We start from the raw sequence: 13,398 nt of genomic DNA on the forward strand, positions 1-13,398 counted from the left end.
AGCGCACCACCCATGCAGGCCGTTACGCCGCCCATTGCTGCACCACGTCCCCGCTCGCTATAATTTTCGGATTCCCTGCGCCGGAGTCTTCCGGCATGGCTCACGCCGCCCGCCTACCCGCCGGCGCGACGCGACGCCCGATTGCAGCGCCGCCGCGTCATCCGCGAGCGTCGTCTGCTTGATGCACGATGTATACGACGCCTGATGCTCAAGCTCCGCGCCGCACGCGCGACAGCCGGCAGTCAACGCGCCGCACCGCATCGGCCGCCTCGCAATCCGCACGCGTCACGCAATCCACCTGGTTATTCCCCTGGTATGGCCACTGTCGCGCGCGACCTGCGCTCGCTGCCGTTGTAAGCTGTCGCTTCATCGCCCGGGCCGCACGTGGTGTCAATGCGGCTTCACCAGCCGCGCACCGCACCGGGCGAGCGAACCCAAACAAAAATGCCGCCAGGGCACGCGCCGCCAGGCTTCAACCCGCGACGCCCCGGCAGCCCTACGAAACATGGAGACCCTGCATGTCCACTTCGCCGATTTCCGCGGCTCAGCCCAATGCAAGCGGGCAGAACAGTAGCGCGCGGATCATCTTCGCGAGCTTCATCGGCACCGCGATCGAGTTCTACGATTTCTACGTCTATGCGACCGCCGCGGCGCTCGTCATCGGACCGGTGTTTTTCCCGCACAGCTCGGCGACCGCGCAAGCGTTGTCGGCGTTCGTCACGTTCGGCATCGCGTTCATCGCGCGGCCGATCGGCTCGTTCCTGTTCGGCCACTTCGGCGACCGCATCGGCCGTAAATCGACACTGGTCGCGTCGCTGCTGGTGATGGGCCTGTCGACCACGCTGATCGGCTTCGTGCCGGGCTACGACTCGATCGGCAGCCTCGCGCCGATCCTGCTGTGCGTGCTGCGCTTCGGCCAGGGTATCGGCCTCGGCGGCGAATGGGGCGGCGCGGCATTGCTCGCCACCGAAAACGCGCCGGCCGGCAAGCGCGGCTGGTTCGGCATGTTCCCGCAGCTCGGGCCGTCGATCGGCTTTCTCGCGTCGAACGGCCTGTTCTTCGCACTGGCCATGTCGTTGAGTGACGAGCAGTTCCGCAGCTGGGGGTGGCGCGTGCCGTTCATCGTCAGTGCGGTGCTGGTCGTGCTCGGCCTGTACGTTCGTCTGAAAATCGCGGAAACGCCGGCATTCCAGGCCGCGATCGAACGCAAGGAGCGCGTCAAGGTGCCGATCGCCACGCTGCTGTCGCAGCACTGGGTGCCCACGGTGCTCGGCGCGCTCGCGATGGTGGTCTGCTACACGCTGTTCTACAACGCGACCACGTTCTCGCTGTCGTACGGCGTGTCCGTGCTGCATATTCCGCGTCAGACGTTTCTCGGCCTGTTGTGCATCGCAGTGGTGTTCATGGCGCTGGCTACGCCGCTGTCCGCACGCGCAAGCGACCGCTTCGGGCGCAAGCCGGTGCTGGTCGTCGGCATCATCGCGGCGATCCTGTCGGGCTTCACGATGGCGCCGCTGCTCGGAAGCGGAGAAACGCCGCTGGTACTGCTGTTTCTCGTGATCCAGCTGTTCCTGATGGGTGTGACCTTCGCGCCGATGGGCGCACTGCTGCCGGAACTGTTTCCGACCAACGTGCGCTATACCGGCGCGGGCGTCGCGTACAACCTCGGCGGGATTCTCGGCGCATCGGTCGCGCCATATATCGCGCAGGTGCTCTCCGCGCACGGCGGCTTGCCGTGGGTCGGCATGTATGTGTCGGTGGCCGCGGCGGTGAGCCTGATCGGCGTGCTGTGCATGCGCGAAACGCGCGACACGCGCTTGATGTAACCACGCAGCAGTGACGCATAGGGCAGCGAGCGGTTGACCGCTGTCGATCGTCCTTCGATGCCGCCAACTCGATGCCGCCCGGCGCGTGATCCACGCGCCGGGCGGCATCCCCAACGCCCCGCCTTACGCGCCGCTTACCGCGACGTGCCCGCGTAAATCCCCTGCCTTGCGCGCCTTTTTGACTTGCCTATACTCAGCTCTAATAACCCTATGGCAAGCAGGGAGGTTCAGATGAGCATTCATCTCCACAACGCGGACATTGTGATGATCATCGCGCTGGCGCTGCTGGGCGCCCTGCTGCTGGCGCTACGTTTTCGTCCGGCGACATGGAAGGGCATCGTCGTCGAGGCAGTGGCCGCGAACGCGGCTGCCATCGCCGCAGTAGTCGCGTTCGAAATGCTGCTGGCCTGAACAGATCAACGGTAGTAGTAACCGCCGTGATGGTAGTAACCGCCACCGCCGTAGTAATAGCCCGGCGCCGGTGCGACGACGCAGCCGCCGAGTGCGGTTGCGAGGAGCGTGCCGGCGGCCAGAGTCAGGATCAAGCGTTTCATGTTGTTCTCCATCGAGTCGAGATTCATTCGAGCCAAATCCCCGAATGACCCGATTGGACACGACATGGACCCGCGCGAACGTTGCGAGTTGTAAGGGAAAATCACGAAGGCGTTACAGGATCGTTGCGTGAAAATCGCCCATGCCGAAGCACGGCGATCACGGCTTCACGTCAGCGGAAAACAGCGCCTATACTGCGTTGAACATGCTCGCGCGACGCAAGCCCGGCCGGCATGGCGTACGAGGCTCGATGCAGCGCGAACAGACGTGGGGTTTGTGCAGCGGCGCGTAGCGGACCGAGGGTCGCGCCCCGGCGAGTGCGGTGCGCGGGAGCCATCAAGCACTCAACGAAAAGCGACAGATTTAACAGGCGTGTAATGCGCGCGTTGCATGGCGAATCTTGCGCGGCACAGTCGGGCGATTCATCAGCGCGGCACGGAGCGGCGCAACCAGGCAGCCGCATCGGATGCGCGGCAGCCAGAAAGACGCCAGGCCGCCGACCCGTCAGTACTGCTGTTTCAATCGGCCGATGCGAGCCCGGCCGGGTCTTTGCAACGATTTCCTCTCCGCCCGCTGTTCCCCGACACGGGCGTTTTCCGGAGGCGTTACGTGGCAGCACCCATTGGATCGGGTGATGCGCGTGACGCCTCTTTTCTTTTTGAGCAAACGATTGCGGCGCCACCAGGACGCCGCCGCACCCGCTCAGGCGACGGCCTTGTGCGGCTGCGCGGCGAGCTCTTGCGCCGTGCCATGCACGTAGTCGATCGCGGCGAGCGCGGCGCTGACGGGCGGCACCGAATGGCCGTCGCCGATCGAAGTCGAGCGGTTCGGCGCTTCGACGCCGCAATGCGACGGCGACGTCGCCACGAAGATCATCACGGTGCGCTTCTGCAGCGCGTGGGCGAGATGCACGAAGCCGGTATCGGTGCCGACCACCAGCGCGCATGCGTCGATCATCTGCGCGATTTCGGTCACGCTCATCTTCGGCAGTACGGTCGCGCCCGGCACCCGCGCGGCGATCTGCTCGGCCTCGGCGCGCTCGCCGGCCGAACCCCACGGCAAGACCACGCGAAAGCCGCGTCCGACGAGTTCGCCGCCCACTTCCACCCAATGATCGACGGGCCACTTCTTGTCGTCTTTCGAGGTCGCGTGAAAGAACGCCGCGACCGGTGCGCTGTCGGATGCGAAGGGCGGGCTCGCCGGTTCGGGCAGGCGCAGATTGTAGAGCGGCGGGCCCTCCACTTCGTAGCCCAGCGCCTCGCCAGCGCTGATACGCATGCCGTGCCACGCATTGCCTTGAGGGCGCGGGCCGAAGCGGCCGGTGTACGCGAATGCGGCGCCCCGCTCGCCCAGATCCTGGGACTGATAGCCAATGCGCCGCGACGAGCGCGCGAGGAACGCGATGATCGCGCTCTTGTAGACGCCGTGAATGTCGATGATGAAATCGTAGCGATACGCGCGCAGCTCGGCGATGGACGCCCAGATCGCCTTGAAGTCGCTCCAGCGGCGCGCCTTCTTGAAGCGGCGCAACGGCGCGCACAGCACGCGGTCCACGCTTTCGCTCCAGTGCACGAGTTCGGCGAAGGCCTCGTCAGCCGCCCAATCCACCTGAACGCCAGGAAATGCGCGTTTGATATCGGCGACGACCGGCAAGGCCTGCACGATATCGCCGAGTGAGGTGACCTTGACGATGAGGACTCGCTTCATGGAAGACCTGTTAGTTGTTCGAAAATCACACCATTTTAGCCGACGATTCAAATTTTCCTGCGCGAGCGCAAAACATACCTATCTTATTCCCAATACCGCGCGTTACGTCGCGCACCTTGCAGCGATGATTCGGCGGCATTTCAAAAATCTTTCATGCGCGTTTGACGGCGCGCCGCGCTTTATACTTTTCCCTTTGCGCCTACGTCCGTCATGCCCCAGCCCTTCTCCCTGCGTTCATCCACGATCGTGCGTCAGGCGAGACGCCTGTGGCGGCAATACGGCATCTTCTGGCTCGGCGCGATCGCGGTCGGCCTGATCGCGGTGCTGTATGCGAGGCTGATCGACTGGGGCTACGCCGAATTCCGCACGTTGCAACAGCGGCATGTTTGGGCGCCGCTGCTGGTCACACCGGCAATCGCGGCGCTCGCCGTATGGCTCACGCGCACCTTCTTTCGCGGCGCCGAGGGCAGCGGCATTCCGCAAGTGATCGCCACGCTGCATGCGAAGCCCGGTCCGTACGGCGAGCGGCTGCTGTCATGGCGGATCCTGTTCGGCAAGATCGCCGTGTCGTTTCTGGGGATATTGGGCGGCTTCACGATCGGCCGCGAAGGACCGACCGTGCAGGTCGGCGCGGCGCTGATGTTCAATCTGCGGCGGCTCTATCCGCGCTCGAATGCGCAGATAGAGCGGCAACTGGTGCTGGCCGGCGCGGCGGCCGGTTTGTCCGCCGCCTTCAATACACCGCTCGCCGGCATCGTGTTCGCGATCGAGGAACTGACGCGCAGCTTCGAGTCGCGCGCAAGCGGCGTGCTGATTACCGCGATCATCATCGCCGGCGTGGTCGCGCTTGGGCTCAACGGCAACTACACATACTTCGGCACCATCCAGATTGGCGTGCACTTCCCCGATCTGCTCGCGCTCGCGGTGCTGCTCACGGCGGTCGTCACCGGCATCGCGGGCGGCGCGTTCGGCTGGCTGCTGCTGAACACGGCGCGCTGGATTCCGGCGCCGCTGCGTCAACTGCATGGCGAGCGGCCGGTCGTCTTCGCTGCATTGTGCGGTTTCACGATCGCGCTGGTCGGACTGATTTCGGGCGGCACCACGTTCGGCAGCGGCTATGCGGAAGCGCGTGGCCTGCTCGACGGACATGAGCACCTGTCCGTGTTCTACCCGTTCCTGAAGATGATCGCGATGATCGGCTCGTACCTGCCCGGCATTCCGGGCGGCATCTTCGCGCCGTCGCTGTCGATCGGCGCGGGCTTTGGCAATCTGCTGCACATGGTGTTCGACTCGATGCAATTGCCGATGCTGATCGCGCTCGCGATGGTCGGCTATCTGGCCGCCGTCACGCAATCGCCGATCACGTCGTTCGTGATCGTGATGGAGATGATCGACGGCCACGCCCTGGTGATTTCGCTGATGGCCACCGCGTTGATCGCGAGCCGCGTGTCGCGGCTGTTCGCGCCGCCGTTGTATGAGTCGTTGGCGCAGCGTTATAGGGTTCCGGTGGCCCAGGCGTCGGTTGCGGCGGAGTCTCCTGCGTCTGCGACGCCCGAGGTGCCGGACGTGCCCGAAGTACTCGACGTGCCCGAAGCCTCAGCATCCGAGCCGGCAGCGCAACCTGCCGACGGTGAATCGCCCGCTGAGGACGGCGGCGTCAGGCCGCGTCAGTAGACGACGACGCGCGGCGCATGCACGTACATCGGCCGCGCCGGCACGACGACACAGCCCGCCAGCATCATCGCCAGCGCGGCGAGTAGAAGCAGATTCTTTTTCATCACGTGTTTCCCTGAAGGACACCGGCGTGCGCTACGCGATGCGCACGCGCGAAGCCGGTGTTATCGAAGTGATCGAAGCGGCGCGAGCGGTATCGAACGCGCCGACCTTGCCGACCGCTGCCGCGTTAGGCCCAATGCCCCCGAACCCAGTGGTAGTTCGAGCCGTGCGCGACCCAGTGACCCGGCGTCCAGTGATAGCCGACGCGCTCGGCCTGCCAGTGCCCTGCGACCCACACGTAGCGGCCGTGATCCCAGCGCCAGTGGCCGTGATCCCACACGTAGCCGACGCGCGCTGCAGGCACCGCTTCATAGCGCGCGGGCGGCGGCGCGGACGGCGCGATCACCACCACTTCCGCAGCCGACGCGGACGCAACAGCGGCGGCGCCAGCCGCGATCAGTACAGTGTTGGCAAGCAGCAAGCGAAAGGTTCTGTTCATGATTTCCCTCTGTGGTTGAACACCGCGTACGGCGTTACCCGTTTAATGCGCGAGGGATGCGAGCGGCTGACGATGCGCGTGTAACGGCACCCGCTGAAGTGCAACGGTATATTTCGACGCGAGGACCGCGCGCGTGGAGGGGACGTGACAGGCGTGCGCAACGCAGCGAGGCGGCGATCGCTCGAAGAAAACGAAGGAGGGAGATGAAACGGCAAGGAACGACAAAGAAGCTGCGAACGACGTCATGTACAGCAGACACCGCGCGGCAAAGACAACGGCGCCAACCGCACGCCACGCGCTCACAACATCACAACACAGCCCCGCTCAAAGCACCGAGGCTTGCACACCACACCACACGGCGTCGCATCGCGTATCCCAACGCGACGCCGCGCGGCGCACATCGACTGGAAGCAGCCGGTCGTAGAACAGACCCACTTCAGACCCCACGTCCAAACGCTCAGGCCTGCGGTATTTCGATCTTCACCTCGAGCACTTCGAGATCGTCCTGACGCTCGAGACTCACGCGAATATCGTCATCGGAAATCTTCACGTACTTCGAAATCACGGCCACCAGTTCACGTTGCAACGCAGGCAGATAATCAGCGGGCGCGTGGCCGCCGGCGCGCTCGTGCGCGATGATCAACTGCAGGCGTTCCTTCGCTACCGACGCGGACTTCTTCTTCTCGCCCAGCAAAAACGAAAGAATCGACATTACGTGCGCTCCCCTTACTTGGTGCCGAAGAGGCGCTGCAGCAGCCCGGGCTTCTGGTAATCGGTAAAGCGAAGCGACTTCTGCTCGCCGAGGAAACGCGACACGACATCCTTATAGGCTTCGGCCACATCGGTGCCGTCCAGATGCACGGCGGGCAGACCCTGGTTCGACGCGTGCAGCACCGCTTCCGACTCCGGAATCACGCCGATCAGATCGATGCGCAAGATTTCCTGGATGTCGGTGAGCGACAGCATTTCGCCTTCGCTGACGCGCTTCGGGTTGTAGCGGGTGATCAGCAGGTGTTCCTTGATCGGCTCCTTGCCTTCGATCGCGCGCTTGGTCTTCGACGACAGAATGCCGAGGATGCGGTCCGAGTCGCGCACCGACGACACTTCCGGATTGGTCACGATCAGCGCTTCGTCGGCGAAGTGCATCGCGAGCAATGCGCCCGACTCGATGCCGGCCGGCGAATCGCAGACGATGTATTCGAAGTCCATCGCGATCAGGTCGTTGATGACCTTCTCGACGCCTTCCATCGTCAGCGCGTCTTTATCGCGCGTTTGCGAGGCCGGCAGGATGAACAGGTTCTCGCACTTCTTGTCCTTGATCAGCGCCTGGTTCAGGTTGGCTTCGCCCTGGATCACGTTGATCAGGTCGTACACCACCCGGCGTTCGCAGCCCATGATGAGGTCGAGGTTACGCAGGCCGACGTCGAAGTCGATCACGGCGGTTTTGCTGCCACGCAGTGCGAGGGCCGATGCAAAACTCGCGCTCGTGGTCGTCTTGCCCACGCCGCCCTTGCCCGAAGTCACCACAATGATTTTTGCCATTACCCTTACCTTGTGTTCGTCAAATTCGTCAATTATGTGCGGCCATATTTGCCGTGAAACGTCGCGTGCCGCTATTGCCCGGCACAGCGCGCGCTTCCCGTCGATTACGTGAGCCGCAGTGGTTCGATCATCAGCTTTTCTTCTTCGAGCCAGATCTGCACCGGCTTGCCGAGCACGTCGGACGGCAGCGGGTTCTCGGTCGTTCGATAGATGCCCGCGATCGAGATGAGTTCCGGTTCGAGACACGTGCAGAAAATGCGCGCGTCGTGATTGCCCTGCACGCCGGCCAGCGCCCGGCCGCGCAACGGCGCGTAAATGTGGATGTTGCCTTCCGCGATCACTTCCGCGCCGTAGCTCACGAGACCGAGTACGACCAGGTCGCCCTTCGCGTAGATGCGCTGACCCGAGCGCAGCGGCTTGTCGACCACCATCGTTTGCGACGACGTGGCGAGACGCACGGGTTCGGCGGCGGGCGCCGGCTCGACTGCCGCGCCGGCACCGGCGCCGGGGAGCTCGGGGGGCAGCAGGCTCGCCTGAGCCGACGTGGCAACGGGCGTCGCGCTGGCGCTCGTGCTGGCCGCCTTGTCGCCGCTTTCTTCGTCGACTGATTTCGAGACAGCGCCGCGACGGTCGCGGGCTTCGAGCAGCGGCAACGCCGCCTCGCCCGCCCACTTCTGCTGTGCATTGGCGACCACGCCGACCGGACGCATCCGCACGCTGTCGAGCAGCTGCGCGATGTCCGCGAGCGGCACACGTTCGTTGTCGGCGAGACGCCGCACGTCGATCGCGACGACGTCGTTAGCGAAAAACTCGGGGGTCGCCTCGAAGCGCCGCGTCAGCTCGGCACGCATCGCGTCGAGGTCGGTTGTCTTGACCACGAACAGGAGCGTATCAACCGAGCCGCTGCGGAGTTCGAAAAAGGGCGATTTCTTGGGCGACATAGCGTTCGGCAAAAAATTTTGCGTATTTTACAGGCGTCCACGCGCACGGCCAGCTTTTTTGCCGGGGATAACGAGCCACCTCAATTGCGGCACGGCCACACGCGGACCACCCAGGCCGCGCCATGACCGATGACCGGGCCGCTCGCGAGACTCACGAGCCGGCCACAATGGCGGAACGGACGCGGAAGGGAATCGAGCGGCAGACTGTTGCGCCGCTCGCGAGATCACTGCTGAAACACCTGCGACGTGCTCGGCACGTGGCGCACCAGCAGACTTTCGACCTGCTCGGGCGCGCGCTCGACACGCCGGTGTTCGCCGGTCGGACCGAAACCGAGCGCTTCATAGAAGCGCATTGCATTGCGGTTGGCGTCGGCGACCCACGCATAGATTTCCGTCGCGCCTTCGCCGGCGAGCCAATCGCCGGCCGTATCGACCAGCAACTCGCCGCCGCGCAGATGACGCACGGCAGGCGCCACCCACAACTCGCAGACGAACGCGCGGCGCGCCGCGCTGTCGTCGAAATGCGCTTCGATCAGGCCGGCCGGATGGCCTTCGGTGTAGAGGATGAAGGTGGCAACGGACAACGAAACCGCGCGATCCGCGGCGGTGGTGTCGAAACTGGCGGCATCGGCCGACAACGCGTCCTCGAGCGTCGCGCCGAAGGCATAGGGCGCCTCCCGCAACGACGCAGTACGGAGTTCGCGGAAAACGGCGCCCTGATCAGCGGCGATACGGCGAACGGTCAATGACGGACTCATGCAGACGAAAACCCCTTGAAACCCTAAGGCGTAGCTTTAACCGAACCGGCGCGCGAGTCAAATCATTATTGACCCGATCGCGCCGCCGCTCGACGTGTTCGCACGCGGCCTGCACAACGAAGCGGCAACGCATGCCAATGACATGGACTGCAAGCTCCTCGTGCCGCGCGCACGGCGCAGTCACGGCGCTGCGTAGCTGCCGGTGCCGTCCGGCCACGGCGTGAGCAGCTCATAACCGTCGTCGGTGACGGCGATCATGTGCTCCCATTGCGCGGACAGCGAGCGGTCTTTCGTGACCACGGTCCAACCGTCGCGCTGCACGCTGGTGCCGGCGCGGCCCGCGTTGATCATCGGCTCGATCGTGAAGACCATGCCCGGCTTCAGACGCACGCCCTGGCCCGGTTGGCCGTAATGCAGCACTTGCGGGTCTTCGTGATAAACCTTGCCGATGCCGTGCCCGCAGTAGTCGCGCACGATCGAGAAGCCGTCGCGCTGGGCCACTTTCTGAATTGCGTAGCCAACGTCGCCGAGCGTCGCGCCCGGCTTCACTTCACGGATGCCGGCGAGCATCGCCTCGTAGGTCGTGTCGACCAGCTGGCGCGCGACCGTGCTCGGCTGGCCGACGCAATACATGCGGCTGGTGTCGCCGAAGTAGCCGTCCTTGATGATCGCGACGTCGATGTTGATGATGTCGCCGTCCTTCAGGATCTCGCCGCGATTCGGGATGCCGTGGCACACCACCTGGTTGACCGACGTGCAGATGGTCTTGGGAAACCCCAGATAGCCGACGTTGGCCGGAATCGACTTTTGCGTGTTGACGATGAAGTCATTGCACAGCGCGTCGAGTTCTTCGGTGGAGACGCCGGCCTTGACGTGCTCGCCGATCATGGCCAGCACGTCGGCTGCGAGGCGGCCGGAAATGCGTAGTTTGGCGATGTCGTCGGGAGTCTTGTAGGTAATGGCCATGAATTCAATCGATGTGGGTCGGGTGGGGTTCGAGGTTCAGCGGATGCCGGGCCGCGCCGCACGCGGCAGGGAGAATCAGGGCTCACGCCGGCGATCGATCGGCCAATTGTACAGAGGATCGCTGCGCAGGCCCGGCAAAATGGCCCGAATGGGCGAGCTTGCTGATTTTATTGAGATGGTGGCGCGGCATCGGAAATGCCGTCGCGCGCTTTGTGCCTTCGTGCACGCTTCGCATGAGGCAACACGTGGGCGACACACGACCGCCGGTTGCACGAACCGCGGCACACACCGGCCATCGCCTCGCGACGGGTCAGCAAACGACTCGCCCCACTACTGCGCAATGCCGAGCAACTGCCTGCGCAAGTCCGGCGCACGCGTCGCCGGATCGAGCCAGATGCCGAAGAATGCCCGCGCGAAAACGGGATCGTCGAACTCGGCGGTCATGCGCTCGCCCGAATAAAAACGCACGCCCTTATCCGGTAGATACACGGCGCTGAGTTGGTCGCCGGCGACGACATCGGCGAACGCCCGCAGCATGTCCGCGCGCCAGCGCGCCAACGTCTCGGCCGGAATGGGCGCGGCGGCCAGCCGCCTGATCTCGCCGAGGCCTGTCTGCGCCAGGCGCTCGCGCGTGATGCTGCGGGTATAGACGATGTGCAGCGCGAAGCGCGCGTCGTAATCGACCGGCGTGCGTTCGCTCCACAATTGCGCGCGATACAGCGTGAAGCCGAACACGCTGAAGTCGCCTTCGCCGACGAGCCGCGCTGGCTGCACGTCACCACGCCAATCGGCGCACGCGGCGCTCGCCCACAACGCCAACTTCAGCGCCAACGCCAGCGCCGCGAACGCGCGCATGTCAGTCGGCCTTCGCGAGCACGAACTGCATCACGTCGGTGCGGCCTTCGTCGAAGCCCGCTTCGCAATACGCGAGATACAGCCGCCACGTGCGCACGAAAACGTCGTCGAAGCCCTGCGTGCGGATCGTGTCGAGTTGCGCTTCGAACGCGCTGCGCCAGCGGCGCAAGGTCTCCGCATAATCGCGCCCGAAGGCGAGCGACGTGCACGCCACCAGCCGCGCGCGCCACGCCGCGTCGACGAAACGCTGCGGGCTCGGCAGCATGCCGCCCGGAAAAATGAACTCGCGGATGAAGTCGCTCGTCGCGCGATAAGCGGCGAAGTGCGAGTCGTCGATCGTGATGGTTTGCACCAGCGCGCGGGCGCCCGGCCGCAGACGTCCGCGCAGCATGCCGAAGTACGTCGGCCAGAATGACTCGCCGACCGCCTCGAACATTTCGATCGACACGATGCCGTCGTACTGTCCCGTCAGGCTCCGGTAGTCGCGCAATTCGAGTTGCACGCGGTCGCCGAGTGCCGCTTCGCGCGCCCGCGCCTGCGCGAATTCGAGTTGCGCCGGCGAGATCGTCACGCCATGCACGTCGATACCCTGGCGCGCCGCGTGCAGCGCAAAGCCGCCCCATCCGCAGCCGATTTCGAGAATCCGCATGCCCGCGCGCAAACCGAGCGTATCGATGATGCGTTGATACTTCGCCTGCTGTGCGTCTTCGAGCGAGCGACCGGCATCGCCGTCGAACACCGCGCTCGAATAGGTGAAAGTCGGATCGAGCCACTGCGCGTAGAACGCGTTGCCGATGTCGTAATGCGCGTGGATATTGCGCCGGCTGCCCGAGCGCGTATTCGGCCTCAAGCGGTGACGCAGCCCGTACCAGAGTTGCGCGAGCCAGCCGCCGTACACCGTGCGTTGCAGCGCGCGCTCGTTGCGGATCGCGACGCGCAGCAGCGCCGCGAGATCGGGCGTGTCGACCCAGCACGCGCGCCACGCGTCGGCGAAACCGATATCGCCCTTGCGCAGGATCGCGCCGCACGCGCGCCAGTCACGCAACTCCAGACGCGCACCCGGTGCCGCGTGCGAATCGCCGAACATGCGCTGCTGACCGTCGGGCGTGACGAGCACCAGATGCCCGCCGCGAATCCGTTCGAGCAAGGATAGGAACAGACGGCCCGATGCAGGCACGCTTTGCTGCCCGCTCAGGGTTCTTGAAAGCGCCATGGCTGAAGCTCCTCAATCGGACGGGATGGACTGCGCGGCAGCGGACGAACGGCCGGCTGCGGTGTGGTCGGTGGATGAATCGGCGCCGCGGGCGGGCGCCGGATGTTTGCCGTAGAACGGCGTCTTCTTCAACGCGAGGCGCAGCGCCTGCCAGTGAATTCTCACCACCACGCCAATCGTCAGCAGCGGCTGACGGAGCAGCGCGGCGCAGGCGTTCGCGCGTGTCAGCGGCTGCAGGCGGCCAGTCAACGCCGTGCGGATCAGCAGGCCGTCGGCGTCGTGGTAGTCGATCGCAATCGATGCGCGCCTGACGGCCTCGTTCGCGCGTTCGTCGACGCGGAACGTGTAGCCCCCTTCCACGCGACAAAACGGCGACACGTGCAGCACTTTTCGACAGGTGAGCGCAGTGTCGGCGGTGATCGGCGCGTTGTGTCGCGCGCCAAGCAGATAGCTGTGGCGCTCGCCGAACGTGTTGCGCACTTCGGCGAGCAATGCGCGCAGGCGACCGTCGCGGTCGTGGCAAAACCACACGCTGACCGGGTTGAACGCATAGCCGAACACGCGCGGAAACGCTTGCAGCCAGATCGTGCCGTTCGCTTCTTCGATGCCCGCCGCCGCCAGTTGCGCGCGCATCCACACGGCAAGCTCGCTGCCGTCGCGCGGACCGTGATCGCGCCGATGGAGACTGAGCGGCCGCCAGCGATCGATGCCGAACCAGCCGCTGTCGAGCGACGCGAGACGGTCCAGATCGCAACGCACGTAGAACACGGGATAGGTGAAGCGATGACGCTTCGGCCGCAGGCGCTCGTGCATCACGCGGCCG

At 65.0% G+C, this 13,398-nt stretch carries 15 protein-coding genes; 4 read left to right on the forward strand and 11 right to left on the reverse strand.

The window, feature by feature from the left end:
- Positions 1-518: 518 nt before the first annotated feature.
- Together BGI01S_RS19695 and BGI01S_RS19700 are read left to right on the forward strand one after the other, a co-directional pair.
- Positions 519-1,826, forward strand: coding sequence for an MFS transporter (locus tag BGI01S_RS19695; protein ID WP_042327665.1), 1,308 nt, complete (start codon positions 519-521; stop codon positions 1,824-1,826).
- 231 nt (positions 1,827-2,057) lie between these two features.
- Positions 2,058-2,237 carry a hypothetical protein gene (locus tag BGI01S_RS19700; RefSeq protein ID WP_042327666.1) on the forward strand — a complete coding sequence of 60 codons (180 nt, stop codon included), beginning with the start codon at positions 2,058-2,060 and terminating at the stop codon, positions 2,235-2,237.
- A 5-nt stretch (positions 2,238-2,242) separates the two neighbouring features.
- On the opposite strand, the gene BGI01S_RS30615 is transcribed toward BGI01S_RS19700, so the two are convergent.
- Positions 2,243-2,380 carry a hypothetical protein gene (locus BGI01S_RS30615; protein WP_167335665.1) on the reverse strand — a complete coding sequence of 46 codons (138 nt, stop codon included), beginning with the start codon at positions 2,378-2,380 and terminating at the stop codon, positions 2,243-2,245.
- A gap of 140 nt (positions 2,381-2,520) precedes the next feature.
- Here BGI01S_RS30615 and BGI01S_RS30320 point away from each other — a divergent pair, with 140 nt between their 5' ends.
- Positions 2,521-2,670: a hypothetical protein gene (locus BGI01S_RS30320; RefSeq protein ID WP_157004233.1), complete on the forward strand. Its 150-nt coding sequence runs from the start codon at positions 2,521-2,523 to the stop codon at positions 2,668-2,670.
- Between the two features lie 410 nt (positions 2,671-3,080).
- Here BGI01S_RS30320 and waaC read toward each other — a convergent pair whose 3' ends face one another.
- On the reverse strand, positions 3,081-4,085 hold the full coding sequence (gene waaC / locus BGI01S_RS19705) for a lipopolysaccharide heptosyltransferase I (protein ID WP_042327667.1): 1,005 nt from the start codon (positions 4,083-4,085) through the stop codon (positions 3,081-3,083).
- Positions 4,086-4,295: 210 nt separating this feature from the next.
- On the opposite strand from waaC, the gene BGI01S_RS19710 reads away from it, so the two are divergent.
- Positions 4,296-5,759: a chloride channel protein gene (locus tag BGI01S_RS19710; RefSeq protein WP_042327668.1), complete on the forward strand. Its 1,464-nt coding sequence runs from the start codon at positions 4,296-4,298 to the stop codon at positions 5,757-5,759.
- Positions 5,760-5,988: 229 nt separating this feature from the next.
- On the opposite strand, the gene BGI01S_RS19720 is transcribed toward BGI01S_RS19710, so the two are convergent.
- From BGI01S_RS19720 to BGI01S_RS19760, 9 genes are all read right to left on the reverse strand, one after another.
- Positions 5,989-6,300, reverse strand: coding sequence for a YXWGXW repeat-containing protein (locus BGI01S_RS19720; RefSeq protein ID WP_042327670.1), 312 nt, complete (start codon positions 6,298-6,300; stop codon positions 5,989-5,991).
- 457 nt (positions 6,301-6,757) lie between these two features.
- Positions 6,758-7,012 carry a cell division topological specificity factor MinE gene (gene minE / locus BGI01S_RS19725; RefSeq protein ID WP_008922443.1) on the reverse strand — a complete coding sequence of 85 codons (255 nt, stop codon included), beginning with the start codon at positions 7,010-7,012 and terminating at the stop codon, positions 6,758-6,760.
- 14 nt (positions 7,013-7,026) lie between these two features.
- A complete protein-coding gene (gene minD / locus BGI01S_RS19730; RefSeq protein WP_007175863.1) occupies positions 7,027-7,842 on the reverse strand; it encodes a septum site-determining protein MinD in 816 nt (271 codons plus the stop codon).
- Positions 7,843-7,946: 104 nt separating this feature from the next.
- Entirely contained in the window at positions 7,947-8,783 is an 837-nt protein-coding gene (minC, locus tag BGI01S_RS19735; RefSeq protein WP_042327671.1) for a septum site-determining protein MinC, read from the reverse strand.
- 224 nt (positions 8,784-9,007) lie between these two features.
- Complete coding sequence (locus BGI01S_RS19740; protein ID WP_042327672.1) at positions 9,008-9,541, reverse strand: GNAT family N-acetyltransferase; 534 nt, start codon at positions 9,539-9,541, stop codon at positions 9,008-9,010.
- 180 nt (positions 9,542-9,721) lie between these two features.
- Positions 9,722-10,507 (reverse strand): type I methionyl aminopeptidase, encoded by a 786-nt coding sequence (gene map / locus BGI01S_RS19745; RefSeq protein WP_042327673.1) that lies wholly within the window; start codon positions 10,505-10,507, stop codon positions 9,722-9,724.
- A gap of 330 nt (positions 10,508-10,837) precedes the next feature.
- Positions 10,838-11,362 carry a chalcone isomerase family protein gene (locus tag BGI01S_RS19750; RefSeq protein ID WP_042327674.1) on the reverse strand — a complete coding sequence of 175 codons (525 nt, stop codon included), beginning with the start codon at positions 11,360-11,362 and terminating at the stop codon, positions 10,838-10,840.
- A gap of 1 nt (position 11,363) precedes the next feature.
- Positions 11,364-12,575, reverse strand: coding sequence for an SAM-dependent methyltransferase (locus tag BGI01S_RS19755; protein WP_042327675.1), 1,212 nt, complete (start codon positions 12,573-12,575; stop codon positions 11,364-11,366).
- Positions 12,576-12,587: 12 nt separating this feature from the next.
- Positions 12,588-13,388 (reverse strand): DUF1365 domain-containing protein, encoded by an 801-nt coding sequence (locus BGI01S_RS19760; protein ID WP_042327755.1) that lies wholly within the window; start codon positions 13,386-13,388, stop codon positions 12,588-12,590.
- Positions 13,389-13,398 lie beyond the last annotated feature (10 nt).

It is taken from the genome of Paraburkholderia ginsengisoli NBRC 100965 (assembly GCF_000739735.1).
Lineage (GTDB): Bacteria > Pseudomonadota > Gammaproteobacteria > Burkholderiales > Burkholderiaceae > Paraburkholderia > Paraburkholderia ginsengisoli.

What these genes read in the sequence shown, in the direction of transcription:
- BGI01S_RS19740 (WP_042327672.1), bottom strand. Translation starts at nt 9,541, where the DNA reads ATGAGTCCGTCATTGACCGTTCGCCGTATCGCCGCTGATCAGGGCGCC.
- BGI01S_RS19700 (WP_042327666.1), top strand. Translation starts at nt 2,058, where the DNA reads ATGAGCATTCATCTCCACAACGCGGACATTGTGATGATCATCGCGCTG.
- map (WP_042327673.1), bottom strand. Translation starts at nt 10,507, where the DNA reads ATGGCCATTACCTACAAGACTCCCGACGACATCGCCAAACTACGCATT.
- BGI01S_RS30615 (WP_167335665.1), bottom strand. Translation starts at nt 2,380, where the DNA reads ATGAAACGCTTGATCCTGACTCTGGCCGCCGGCACGCTCCTCGCAACC.
- BGI01S_RS19695 (WP_042327665.1), top strand. Translation starts at nt 519, where the DNA reads ATGTCCACTTCGCCGATTTCCGCGGCTCAGCCCAATGCAAGCGGGCAG.
- BGI01S_RS19760 (WP_042327755.1), bottom strand. Translation starts at nt 13,388, where the DNA reads ATGCACGAGCGCCTGCGGCCGAAGCGTCATCGCTTCACCTATCCCGTG.
- minE (WP_008922443.1), bottom strand. Translation starts at nt 7,012, where the DNA reads ATGTCGATTCTTTCGTTTTTGCTGGGCGAGAAGAAGAAGTCCGCGTCG.
- BGI01S_RS19720 (WP_042327670.1), bottom strand. Translation starts at nt 6,300, where the DNA reads ATGAACAGAACCTTTCGCTTGCTGCTTGCCAACACTGTACTGATCGCG.
- waaC (WP_042327667.1), bottom strand. Translation starts at nt 4,085, where the DNA reads ATGAAGCGAGTCCTCATCGTCAAGGTCACCTCACTCGGCGATATCGTG.
- BGI01S_RS19710 (WP_042327668.1), top strand. Translation starts at nt 4,296, where the DNA reads ATGCCCCAGCCCTTCTCCCTGCGTTCATCCACGATCGTGCGTCAGGCG.
- BGI01S_RS30320 (WP_157004233.1), top strand. Translation starts at nt 2,521, where the DNA reads ATGCCGAAGCACGGCGATCACGGCTTCACGTCAGCGGAAAACAGCGCC.
- minD (WP_007175863.1), bottom strand. Translation starts at nt 7,842, where the DNA reads ATGGCAAAAATCATTGTGGTGACTTCGGGCAAGGGCGGCGTGGGCAAG.
- minC (WP_042327671.1), bottom strand. Translation starts at nt 8,783, where the DNA reads ATGTCGCCCAAGAAATCGCCCTTTTTCGAACTCCGCAGCGGCTCGGTT.
- BGI01S_RS19755 (WP_042327675.1), bottom strand. Translation starts at nt 12,575, where the DNA reads ATGGCGCTTTCAAGAACCCTGAGCGGGCAGCAAAGCGTGCCTGCATCG.
- BGI01S_RS19750 (WP_042327674.1), bottom strand. Translation starts at nt 11,362, where the DNA reads ATGCGCGCGTTCGCGGCGCTGGCGTTGGCGCTGAAGTTGGCGTTGTGG.